The 11,734-nt window shown below is 57.4% G+C and carries 11 protein-coding genes; 4 read left to right on the forward strand and 7 right to left on the reverse strand.

Translation table 11 applies throughout. The features are described 5' to 3' along the window. Positions 1-6 precede the first annotated feature (6 nt). From R2A130_RS05765 to R2A130_RS05775, 3 genes are read left to right on the forward strand one after another with little or no spacing between them, the layout of a single operon-like run. A complete protein-coding gene (locus R2A130_RS05765) occupies positions 7-1,635 on the forward strand; it encodes an ABC transporter ATP-binding protein (protein ID WP_009463987.1) in 1,629 nt (542 codons plus the stop codon). 8 nt (positions 1,636-1,643) lie between these two features. Further along, entirely contained in the window at positions 1,644-2,243 is a 600-nt protein-coding gene (locus R2A130_RS05770; protein WP_009463988.1) for an NUDIX hydrolase, read from the forward strand. Continuing rightward, positions 2,240-3,166, forward strand: coding sequence for a glyoxylate/hydroxypyruvate reductase A (locus R2A130_RS05775; protein WP_009463990.1), 927 nt, complete (start codon positions 2,240-2,242; stop codon positions 3,164-3,166). The genes R2A130_RS05770 and R2A130_RS05775 overlap by 4 nt, the downstream gene beginning before the upstream one ends. Before the next feature lie 11 nt (positions 3,167-3,177). Here the strand turns inward: R2A130_RS05775 and R2A130_RS05780 are convergent, their stop codons facing one another. From R2A130_RS05780 to R2A130_RS05790, 3 genes are all read right to left on the reverse strand, one after another. Then, positions 3,178-4,002: an NlpC/P60 family protein gene (locus R2A130_RS05780; RefSeq protein ID WP_009463992.1), complete on the reverse strand. Its 825-nt coding sequence runs from the start codon at positions 4,000-4,002 to the stop codon at positions 3,178-3,180. Continuing rightward, entirely contained in the window at positions 4,002-4,349 is a 348-nt protein-coding gene (locus R2A130_RS05785) for a MarR family winged helix-turn-helix transcriptional regulator (RefSeq protein ID WP_009463994.1), read from the reverse strand. The genes R2A130_RS05780 and R2A130_RS05785 overlap by 1 nt, the downstream gene beginning before the upstream one ends. A gap of 72 nt (positions 4,350-4,421) precedes the next feature. Beyond that, positions 4,422-5,801 carry a M17 family metallopeptidase gene (locus R2A130_RS05790; protein WP_009463996.1) on the reverse strand — a complete coding sequence of 460 codons (1,380 nt, stop codon included), beginning with the start codon at positions 5,799-5,801 and terminating at the stop codon, positions 4,422-4,424. Between the two features lie 156 nt (positions 5,802-5,957). On the opposite strand from R2A130_RS05790, the gene R2A130_RS05795 reads away from it, so the two are divergent. Further along, on the forward strand, positions 5,958-6,740 hold the full coding sequence (locus tag R2A130_RS05795) for a tetratricopeptide repeat protein (RefSeq protein WP_009463998.1): 783 nt from the start codon (positions 5,958-5,960) through the stop codon (positions 6,738-6,740). Between the two features lie 121 nt (positions 6,741-6,861). Here the strand turns inward: R2A130_RS05795 and R2A130_RS05800 are convergent, their stop codons facing one another. The 4 genes from R2A130_RS05800 to R2A130_RS05815 all read right to left on the reverse strand — a co-directional run bounded on the left by R2A130_RS05800 (position 6,862) and on the right by R2A130_RS05815 (position 11,717). Beyond that, complete coding sequence (locus R2A130_RS05800; protein ID WP_009464000.1) at positions 6,862-7,839, reverse strand: nitronate monooxygenase family protein; 978 nt, start codon at positions 7,837-7,839, stop codon at positions 6,862-6,864. 120 nt (positions 7,840-7,959) lie between these two features. Next, positions 7,960-8,946 carry a type II secretion system F family protein gene (locus tag R2A130_RS05805; protein ID WP_009464002.1) on the reverse strand — a complete coding sequence of 329 codons (987 nt, stop codon included), beginning with the start codon at positions 8,944-8,946 and terminating at the stop codon, positions 7,960-7,962. 16 nt (positions 8,947-8,962) lie between these two features. Further along, positions 8,963-9,961 (reverse strand): type II secretion system F family protein, encoded by a 999-nt coding sequence (locus tag R2A130_RS05810; protein WP_009464004.1) that lies wholly within the window; start codon positions 9,959-9,961, stop codon positions 8,963-8,965. A gap of 64 nt (positions 9,962-10,025) precedes the next feature. Then, the gene (locus R2A130_RS05815; protein ID WP_009464006.1) at positions 10,026-11,717 is read right to left on the reverse strand and encodes a CpaF family protein; all 1,692 of its coding nucleotides are present in this window, start codon (positions 11,715-11,717) and stop codon (positions 10,026-10,028) included. Between the last annotated feature and the right edge of the window lie 17 nt (positions 11,718-11,734).

Raw genomic sequence — 11,734 nt, forward strand, 5'->3', positions numbered from 1 at the left:
GGGGCGATGAGCGAGAAACTTCTTCAGGTCGAGAACCTCTCCGTAGCCTTCACAAGCAGCGGCAAGACCACGACTGCGGTGAAGGGCATTTCCTTCGATATCAATCGCGGCGAAACGGTTGCTCTCGTCGGCGAATCCGGGTCGGGCAAATCCGTCTCCGCTCTATCGGTGTTGAAACTTCTGCCCTACCCCGCCGCCAGCCATCCATCTGGCCGCATTCTGTTCAAGGGCGAAGACCTGTTGGACGCAGACGAGCGCGATCTGCGCCGGGTGCGTGGCGACGACATCACCATGATCTTTCAGGAGCCGATGACGTCGCTCAACCCGCTGCATACGATCGAGCGGCAGATCGGTGAAATTCTAACAATTCATCACGGCATGTCGGACGGCGAGGCCCGCAAACGCACGCTGGAATTGCTCAATCAGGTGGGCATTCGCGAGCCGGAAAAACGCCTCGGCGCGTACCCACACCAAATGTCCGGCGGACAGCGCCAACGCGTGATGATCGCTATGGCGCTGGCCAACGAGCCGGAACTGCTGATTGCAGACGAGCCCACCACAGCGCTCGACGTGACGGTACAGGCGCAGATTCTCGAACTGCTGGCAGAGCAGAAACGCGAGCGCGGCCTGTCCATGCTGTTCATCACCCACGACCTTGCCATCGTGCGCAAATTTGCCGATCGCGTTTGCGTAATGACCAATGGCACCATCGTAGAGCACGGCCCGACGGCTGAAATTTTCGATAACCCGCAACACGATTATACCAAACACCTGCTGGCCGCCGAACCAAAGGGTAATCCGCCCGCCATCAAACCGGACGCACCGGTGGTGATGGAGGGTGAAAATGTCAAAGTCTGGTTTCCGATCAAGAAGGGTTTCATGCGGCGCACGGTCGACCATGTGAAGGCTGTGGACGGTATCGACCTTAAATTGAAATCGGGCCAAACGCTGGGAGTCGTTGGCGAATCCGGTTCGGGCAAAACGACATTGGGCTTGGCACTGACGCGGATGATTTCCAGCGAGGGCCGCATCAAGTTTGCCGGTAACGATATTGCAGAAAATACGTTCAAGGAAATGAAGCCGCTGCGCTCCGATATGCAGATCGTGTTTCAAGACCCCTACGGCTCGCTGTCGCCGCGTATGTCTGTTGCAGAGATTATTGCTGAAGGAATGGGCATCCATATGCCCCAGCTTTCAGCTTCCGAAAAAGATGACCGCGTGGCTTCGGTGCTTGCGGAAGTTGGTCTCGACCCGGCCACCCGCAATCGCTACCCGCACGAATTTTCCGGGGGGCAGCGCCAGCGTATGGCCATCGCCCGCGCCATGGTTCTGGAGCCCAAATTCGTAATGTTGGACGAGCCAACCTCGGCGCTCGATATGTCTGTTCAGGCACAAGTTGTGGAACTGCTGCTGCGCCTACAGGAAGAGCGGAACCTCGCTTACCTTTTCATCAGCCACGACCTGAAAGTCGTGCGTGCGCTGGCAAACGATGTGATCGTCATGCGTCTGGGCAGAGTAGTCGAGCACGGCCCCGCCGACCAAATTTTCGACGCGCCCACCACCGACTACACCAAGGCGCTGATGGCAGCGGCTTTCGATCTGGAAACCGCGCCTTCCGGTGTCGTGGCGCAATAGGTCAGGCGATGAAAGACGAACAGCTCGCCATTACGATCACGGATCGCACCAAGCCCTATCAGGGGTTCCGGCAAGTTGAGGTCATCGACTATCGCGAAGATGAAAGCGGCATCACTGCGCGGCGCGAATTGATGACGGGCACACGGGCTATCACCGTTGTGGCCCACGACCCCGACCTCGATGTGCTGCTGATGGTGCGCCAGTTTCGCCTTGGCGCGCACATCGGTACGGGCTTTGGAATGACGGCAGAGTTCGTGGCTGGAATGATAGATCCGGGCGAAACGCCGGAACAAAGCGTGCGGCGTGAGTTGATCGAAGAAACCGGCGTTTCTGCAAAATGTGTTTTGCCTATGTGCCGCTTCCTCACCACGCCCGGCCTGTCGGATGAGACGATTGACCTTTATTACGCGCAGGTGGATGCGAGCGATCTGCCGGAGGTGGCCGGTGTCGCCCATGAGACCGAGCAGACATTTCCGTTCACGGTGTCGCTAGAAGATGCACTGCAAGCCTGCGACGACAACGCGATTTACAATGGTATCGTTATGGTTGGCCTGCTGCGCTTCGCCCGTGAATACGATGCGCTGATAGCCAAGGCGGCGGCGCTATGAACGCTGGCAGCATCCTTTTGGCCGGTGCGCTTTCGGACGCAGAACGCGATCTTTTCACGGCTGAATTCGGTAATGCCATTACCGATATCCCATCCAGCGACGTGCGCTTTGCCGTGGTGTGGAAACCAGCTCTGGGGCTGTTGGCGCAACTTCCAGCGCTGGAAGCCATCTTCTCTCTTGGCGCGGGTGTCGATCACGTTCTGCGCGATCCTAACCTGCCAGATGTTCCGTTGGTGCGCTTCGTCGATCCTGATCTGACAGGCCGGATGATGGAATGGGTGGTGCTACAATGTCTTATGCATCTGCGCCGCCAACGCGAGTTTGATGTCCTGCAACACAGCCACGAATGGAACCAGTTGGATATGCCGACCGCGCGTGAGGTGACGGTGGGCATAATGGGGCTCGGCACTCTGGGCGTCGCCTGCGCGCAGGCGTTGCGGGCGCTGCATTTCAATGTGCGCGGATTGGTGCGGACCGCGAAGGACGTGCCAGGTGTTGAGATATTCGCCACTGATCGAGAAGACGAATTTCTCGCCGGCACCGACATGCTGGTGAACCTGTTGCCGCTTACAGACGACACGCGGGGCATGATTGACGCCGCGCTGATCAAGCGCCTTCGCAGCGATGGTCCGCTTGGCGGGCCTCTCATCATCAATGCGGGACGCGGTGGTTCGCAGGTGGAGAGCGATATTGCTGATGCGCTACGTACCGAAACACTCGCTGGCGTATCGCTGGACGTGTTCGAAGTTGAGCCACTGTCCGCTGATAGCCCGCTATGGGATTTCGAAAATGCTATCTTGACCCCACACATGGCGGCGGCAACCGATCCATCTGCGTTGGTTGCCCATGTGCGGCGGCAGATCGAGCGGGTGGAACGGGGCGAGTCACTAGAGCACGTCGTGGATCGTGCGCGGGGTTACTGAAGCGCGACTACCTAGTCTCGAAAGCGGCGCGCCGATGTGGGCTCGCCGTAAAGCCACGCGATGCGTTTAACGGCAGCGCCGAAATTCTCTTCCGCTACATTCATCGTGTTCCCGTTGGAATGCAGCAGGGTGTCGGGATCGCTCATGATACCGACATGGCCTTTCCAGAAAATCAGATCGCCGCGCTTACGTTCGCCGTCCCAAGCGATGGGATCACCGAACGTCGCTTCCTGCATGTCTGAATCGCGGTCGACAGGCGTTCCGCACATGCGCTGGGAAAGCTGAACAAGACCGGAGCAATCGATGCCAAAGCCGGAATTTCCGCCCCATAGATAAGGAGTGTGCATAAAGCTGGCAGCGACAGAAACATAATCGTCGAAGACATAGCCGGTATCGACCATATGGTTGGCGACGACAGCGCTGCCATCCGCCAATGTGAAATAGCGTGTGCCCCGCGTTTCAGCTTCGCCCACAATCGCCAATTCACTGCCCATGGACAGTGGGCGAACGCGAGGTGATTGCAGGTCTGCTTGTGAATAGAGATAGGTACGCGGCGCTGAGACGAGATGGGTGGTTACCTCGCCCATTCCCACTGCTACGCCCTCATCTTCCGTCCAGCCGACATAGCCATCATGAGCAAGTTGGACCCATGCCCAACCGTTTTTGCGTTCAAGAATGACGAGAAGCTGACCATAAATGCCCTGCGTATCGATGCCACTTGTGGCATCCGGCATTCGGCGCAAATCGATAACAGACTTCACAACGCGGCCCGTCTCGCCGGGAAATTTATCCGTGTCGACATTAAGCCTAGGATCGGTTTCGGGGTCAAAAGCCATCAGTGCAGATCGCCAGCTTTGGTGACCATCAGGTCCGCGAGACGCTCCAGATAAAGCGAACCTTTCACGGTGCGCTGCACCAGAACATTACGACGGTCACGTTCATCACGGCGGCGGGAGACGAGACCCATCGTGCCCATGGTGTCCAGCGCGCGGGTGATGACGGGCTTGGTGACACCAAGTTTCGCCGCCAACCCTCGCACTGTATGAGGCGGCGCTTCGAGATAGATCGTCAACAAAATCGCCGTCTGACGTGTCGTCAGATCAGGATCAGCGCCGTGCACCTGAGCCAGTGTTGTGCTGTGCCACAGGGTCAACGCTTGCGCGGGTTTCATATCCACAATCAACCACCTAACTTTATCGGGCCATTTGTTTCGCGCCCGAAAATAGTGTCGCGCCGAAAGGCTTGCACGTCAATATCAGGCTGGATAGCGGGCTTCCAACACATCAATAAGCGCGCGGATGGCCTGCGCCTCGCCACCCTTGAGGGCCCAGGGTTTGTCGGCAGGACACCAGCCGAAAATATCGAAATGCGCCCAGGTCGCAGCTTTTTCAACGAATCTTTCCAGGAAAAGCGCCGCCGTAATCGAACCTGCAAAACCGCCGGATGTGATGTGGTTCACATCCGCAACATTGGACGACAGCATGGCTTGATAAGGCTGCCAAAGCGGCATGCGCCACACAGGGTCAAAGCAAGCCTGCCCCTGCGCTTCAAGATCAGCGGCAAAAGCATCGTCATGGGTGTAGAATGGCGGCAGGTCCGGGCCGAGCGCCACGCGGGCGGCACCGGTGAGGGTTGCCATGTCGATCATCAACTGGGGAGCGTCTTCGTCACCCAGCGTCAGACAATCGCCAAGAACGAGGCGACCTTCTGCATCGGTGTTGCCGATTTCCACTGTTATGCCCTTACGGGTTTGCAGCACATCACCAGGACGGAAGGCGTTGCCTGCAATCGCGTTTTCCACCGCGCCGACGATGAGACGCAGGCGGACGGGTAGTTTTGCGTCCATGATCATATGGGCGAGACCCATCACGTTGGCCGCGCCGCCCATGTCTTTCTTCATCAAAGCCATGGAACCGCCCGGCTTGATGTTAAGGCCGCCTGTATCGAAGGTCACGCCCTTGCCGACCAGTGTGATCAACGGATCGTCCGCCTTGCCCCATACCATGTCCAGCACGCGTGGGGCCTGCGCACTGGCGCGGCCTACGGCGTGCACCATAGGGAAATTTTCCGTCAGCAAGTCGTCACCCGTTATAACTGATACCGCCGCTCCGTGGGTCTCGCCTAATTTACGAAAAGCCGCTTCCAGCGCTTCCGGCCCCATGTCGTTTGCCGGTGTGTTGATGAGATCGCGGGCAAGATAGACGCCTTCCACACGGCGGCGAGTGGCATCATCCGGCTGCACTGCAACGCGCGGCATAGCCGTTGCGCCCTTGCGGTAGCGGGTGAATTCGTAACCACCCAAAGCGAAAGCCAGCGTTGCTTGCGGAAGATCGGATGGCAATTGGTAATTGCCTGTCGGCAGCTTTCGGCCAAGTGCCGCAATGCGGAATGCAGCTGGTACCGGCGTGTTGTTGCTACCTGTTCCGACCAATACGGCAGCAATGCCACCCTCGCCGTTTGGCACGATGCACGTCTCACCCGACTTACCGGAAAAGCCGTTGGCTACGGCCCACGCCACGTCCGACTGCTGCAACATGCTCATATTTTCCAAACCGTTTTTGGGCACAGCATGCACCGGAACGGCACCCTCACCGGTTCCAGCAAAGCAGGCGGATGGGTCGGTTTCGATGTGCATGTGGAATGTCTCTCTTTGTGCGGCGGTTATGAGATCAGGCCGCGCGTTTACTCGGTGTTAGGGTTAACAGTTCATTGCTGAAAGTCACGGGGTTCCGCGCAGCCACTTCGCCACGCGGCGTTCCATTTGCAAGTTTCAGTCGTCGAGGCCAGTTTCATGTCCGTAGTTTCCCGCATTCTTGTCGCTTCATCGCTTGCGCTCATGTTGGGCGTCACAGGTTGTGCTTCCAAAAGCATGACCACAGGTTCGGTACCGAAACATCTGCGAAAGCCGGTGGCGACCATGAACCAGACCGAGCTTCAACAATCGACCGACTACTGGCAGGCGCGCTACGAGCAGCGCCCCAAAGACAAAGTGACCGGCCTGCAATTCGCCACCGCGCTTCGTATGACGAACCGCAACGAGCAGGCGCTGGCAGTGATGCAGAAGGTTGCGATCTATCACCCTGAAGACCGTCAGGTGCTTGGTGCTTACGGCAAAGCATTGGCCGGTGCTGGACAGTTGAAAAAAGCGTTGGACACCATCCAGCGCGCGCAAACACCCGACAATCCAGACTGGAAATTGCATTCGGCTGAAGGCGCAATCTACGACCAGATCGGCGATCCGAAACAGGCCCGCCTACAATACCGCAAAGCGTTGCAGCTCAAGCCTGGCGAGCCATCCGTGCTGTCCAACCTTGGCATGTCGTATCTGCTGGAAGGCGATTTGCGCGCTTCCGAAACCTATCTGAAACAAGCTATCGGTCGCCCCGGTGCCGACAGCCGCGTGCGGCAGAATCTGGCGCTGGTGATCGGCCTGCAGGGTCGTTTCCCAGAGGCTGAAAAAGTTGCTGCCGGTGAACTGCCACCAGCGGAAGCCCAAGCCAACGTCGCCTTCCTGCGCCAGATGCTTCAGGAACAGAATGCGTGGAAAGAACTTAAGGATGACAAAAACGCTTGAATAGGTTTGTTCAAGCGTTTTTGTGCTCACGCTATCGCCCTTCGGGCTTCGCTACGCGGGCGCTGCGCAGATAGCACCGGACGGCTCTTCGCCGCCTTGGCAGCGTATCTAAGGTCGGAGCTTAGGCGTAGCGTTTCAGTAACGCTGAGGCTTGCATGACCGTTTCCTCAATCAGGTTTGCTGCCGGTCGTACGCCCGAAATCATACCCGTCGCCTCGCCAACAAAAGTGTTGGCGGTCGTAACTTCGCCATCGACCCAAGCCTGTTTCCATCGCGTGCTTTCAGCTTCTGCATTGGCGATGAGGCCGTCTAGATCGTCGTGCCAGCGCTCGGTGAAAGCGTTCTTCAGCACACGCGCCGTGTAGCGGTCCGGCCATTCCAGTGTGCGGGCGATGTCCATGACGCTGGACCGGATGGTATCATCACCGGTGGCAGTAATCGCAGCCTCTAGCATAGCAGGATGAACAATCGCCTCCTCACTGGCCCATAGGCGCGACCCCATCACTACACCTTCCGCCCCCAACATGAGTGCGGCTGCGAGGCCTCGACCGTCAGCTATTCCGCCAGCAGCGCATAAGATGGCGTTGGAATTGGTGCGGGCGACTTCGTCGGCAACTTCCGGCACGATGGTCATGGTGGCACGGCGTTCGCCATGCCCGCCGCCTTCAGCGCCTTGGGCGACTATAACGTCAGCTCCGCAATCCATTGCTCGTTTGGCATCGCGCAAAGTTTGCACCTGAACGACGAGCGGTACGCCAGCGTCGCGGATAGTATTCGATAGCGGATGCGGGTCGTCGAAGGATAAGAACAGTGCCTTAGGTTTGCGTGCAAGCACCTGATCAAGAAGGTCGGGTTGTTCAACGAGCGCCTGCTTCAGTTTCCACGTTATGAAGCCGCAACCGATGTCCGCATTGCCAGCTTCACGCCATTGCGTCTCGATCCAGTCATCAACGGCATACGCACCACCAAGAAGACCCAGTCCCCCAGCCCGCGACACGGCACCCGCCAGCGCACCACCAGCTGCGAGAGCCATAGGCGCGGAAATTATAGGATGCTGGATGTCGAAAAATTTAGTTAGGCGAGTGGGTATCGTGACCATGATCGATCTCGCGGGATGCAACGCTAATAGCGTAGCACAGGGCGAGACCAAGTGTCATGGGAGGTAAGCCAGCGAAGAGAAGTACCTATCTAGGTAAGGCTGAACCGAAGCTGTTCAGTCCTACTCGAACTCGGCCATGGTGCGGATGACGGCTGGGCCAAGAATGACGCAGAACAGCACTGGCAGGAAGCAGATCATCATCGGCACGGTCAGCTTAGGACCAAGACCCGCCGCCTTCTTTTCAGCCATGGCCATGCGTGTATCGCGGTTTTCCTGAGACAACACGCGGAGCGCCACGGAGAGCGGCGTACCGTATTTTTCCGACTGCACCAGCGACAGGACAACGTTCTTCACCGATTCCAAACCGGTGCGGTAAACGAGGTTATCGTAGGCGTGCTTGCGCTCTTGCAGGAAGGACAACTCGGCTGTGGTGATCATCAACTCTTCGGCCAAGGGCGGGGACTGGGCACCGATTTCGGAGGCCACCTTGCGGAAAGCCACTTCAATGGACATGCCGGATTCGACGCAGATAAGTGAAAGATCAAGCGCATCAGGCCACGACTGACTGATGGAAAGCTGTCGCGCCTTCATCTTCTGCTTCACCACAAGGATCGGCAGATAGAAACCGATGGCACCGGCGACGAGGCACTTGATGCCGATGGTCATTGTGTCCCCTTCCGTCCGCTCGGACAGGAACAGGAGATAGATTGCCGTCAGGGCAAGGAAGACCAATGGCAGTGCGAAACGCAACGCTAGGAAGATGAACAGCGGCTTGGACCCGCGATAACCCGCGTGGACCAACATAGCTTCGGTGTTTTCATCAGCCAGCGCAGTGCGCAAGTTCAGCTTTTCGACAAGACCGGTAATGGCCGAGTTGGCTTCTGCTTTCTTCGCACCAACACGCTGGCCGGCCTTTTGTTTGTCGGCCTGAATCTTGGCACGTTCCCGCGCCCGCAATTTGTCACGCTCGAGCGCCACGCTTTTCATGCGGCCTTCCAGCGGGTCTTTTGCAAGCAGTGGCATGGCGATTGAAAGGGCGGTGGCAAAACATGCCAGCGTCACCGTCATGGCAATCAGGTTCTGCGGCTGGGTGATAATATCAAACATAGCGTATGCGTCCCGATCAGAACTTGAAATTGATCATTTTCTTCATGACCAGAATGCCGAAACCCATCGACACCGCGCAGAAGAAGAGAACTTTGTGGCCACCCGTCGTCGTCCAAAGCGGAACGAGATAGTATGGCGATGTGGCGAAAACCATGATGGCGACCACGAATGGCAGAGCCCCAATAATCATGGTGGAGGTCTTGGCTTCCGAGGAGAACGCCTGAATTTTGTCGGCCATCTTGCGCCGTTCACGCAGGACTTTGGACAGGTTGCCGAGCGCTTCCGACAAGTTACCACCGGCGGAAGACTGGATGGCGATCACGATGGAGAAGAAGTTCGTCTCCGATGTCGGTATGCTTTTGTACAAGCGCTCGCAGGCTTCCGGCACCGGAATACCCATTTGCGCCGCTTCTATGAGCTTGCGGAATTCGCCACGCACCGGTTCGTCGGAGTCCGTTGCGATAATGCGCAGACAGTCGTTCAACGGCAGTCCGGATTTGATACCACGGACGATGACATCGATAGCGTTCGGGAACGTCTTGGTGAAAGCTGCAAAACGCTTTTTGCGCTTGCGTTTCACCCACCAACGCGGCGCACCGAAACCCATGACGAAACCGACGCCACCAGCAATTGGAAGTGTCGCGCCCATGAAAACCAGAGCAATAAAGAAAAACAGAATACCGATAACGGCAGAAACGACGTAGAACTTTCCAAGCGAGATTGTGAAACCGGCTTGCTCCAAAATTTCACGGAACGTTTCCTTACCGGCAGTCTTTCCCTTCGACTTCTGATCATCAACGTTCTTCAGCGCGGCCTCACGGCTTTTGCGACGCTGCTTTTCGTCCATCTTGCGGGACTCGACCTTCATCTTGGTCTTCTTGTCCATCTGAAGCCGCTGCATGCGCTCCTTGGACTTCTTGTCACTCGCTATGGAATTGTAGAGCAGCGCGTAGGCCAATGCCCCCACGACCACAACGGCAAGACCGACCAGTATAAGCATCTGCATGTTGTTCATGATCGTCTCCCTTGGCTTGAGGTCCGAATTTTACATTCAGGCCATGTGGTTTGGTGGCTGGGTTCTAGAACTGATCTGGGTCTTCGGAAGCATCGAGGGCTGCAGCAAGGCGCGGGCCTTCGCCATAATATTTGGCGCGTTCAGCCATCTTCGGATTACCGACGCCGCATGAACGGTGCTTACCGATCAGCTTGCCGTCGGCATCTTCGCCAACAATATCGTAGAGGAAGATGTCCTGCGTGATGATGACGTCACCCTCCATGCCAAGCACTTCGGTGATGTGCGTGATGCGGCGGGAACCGTCACGCAGACGCTTGGCCTGAATGATGATGTCGATGGAACCGCAGATGATTTCACGTACGGTTTTCTGCGGCAGCTGGAAGCCACCCATGGCAATCATGGATTCCATACGGGACAGGCACTCACGCGGTGAGTTGGAGTGAATTGTGCCCATCGAACCGTCATGGCCGGTGTTCATCGCCTGCAAAAGGTCGAACACTTCCGAGCCACGAACCTCACCCACGATGATACGTTCAGGACGCATACGCAGGCAGTTTTTGACGAGGTCGGTCATAGTGATCTTGCCCTCGCCTTCCAGGTTTGGCGGGCGGGTTTCCAGACGCACGACATGGGGCTGCTGGAGCTGAAGTTCAGCGGAGTCTTCGCAGGTGATGACGCGTTCATCTTCATCAATGTAGTTCGTCATGCAGTTGAGAAGCGTCGTCTTACCGGAACCTGTACCGCCGGAGATGACGATGTTGCAGCGAACGCGACCGATGATCTTGAGGACTTCTGCGCCCTCTTCGGAAATCGCGCCGAACTTCACCAGCTGATCCAGCGTCAGCTTGTCTTTCTTAAACTTACGAATGGTGAGAGTGGGGCCATCCAGCGCCAGCGGCGGCGCGATGACGTTCACACGAGAACCATCTGCCAGACGGGCATCACAGATGGGGGATGATTCATCCACACGACGACCGACCTGCGACACGATGCGTTGGCAGATGTTCATCAGCTGGTCGTTGTCGCGGAAACGCACATTGGTGTTCTGCGTTTTACCATCGACTTCGATGAAGGTTTGCTTCGCGCCGTTGACCATTATGTCGGCGATATCATCACGCTCGAGCAGCGGCTCCAACGGACCGTAACCGAGAACATCGTTACAAATGTCGGCGAGCAATTCTTCCTGCTCGGAAATCGACATTACAATGGATTTGATGGCCACGATGTCATTGACGATGTCGCGGATTTCTTCGCGTGCGCCTTCATTATCCAGCTTAGAAAGCTGCGACAGGTCGATCGTGTCGATGAGCGCTGAGAAGACCTGCGTCTTCACATCGTAATATTCTTCCGACTTGATCTTGATCTCGTTCGGTTCGGATACTGGCTCGCTCGCACCATCGGGTGCGGCAGCTTTGCCTTTTACCTTTTTAGGAACAACCTGGTCGATTGTCGCTACGGCCTGTGCGCCGCTGGGCATTGGCGCACCTGGAGGTACCATCGCCGGAACCTGTGCGGGCGGAGCCATGGCAGGGGGGCCGCCAGCTCCAGCCATTTGTGGAGCAGGTGCCGCCTGGGGAGCCGGTGCTTGTGCCATCGGAGCGGCCGGTGCAGTCGGCGCCATAGGCGGCGCGGCATGTTGTTGGCGCGGAGCGGCCTGCTGCGGTGCAGGTGCTGCCTGCGATGGCATCGCGAGTGGCTTTCTTGGTGCGCCACCCTGCTGCCCAGGGCCGGTTGTGCCTCCGCGTTTTCCAAACATATCGATCTACCCTTTAC

The sequence above is a fragment of the Ahrensia sp. R2A130 genome, from assembly GCF_000179775.1.
GTDB lineage: Bacteria > Pseudomonadota > Alphaproteobacteria > Rhizobiales > Rhizobiaceae > Pseudahrensia.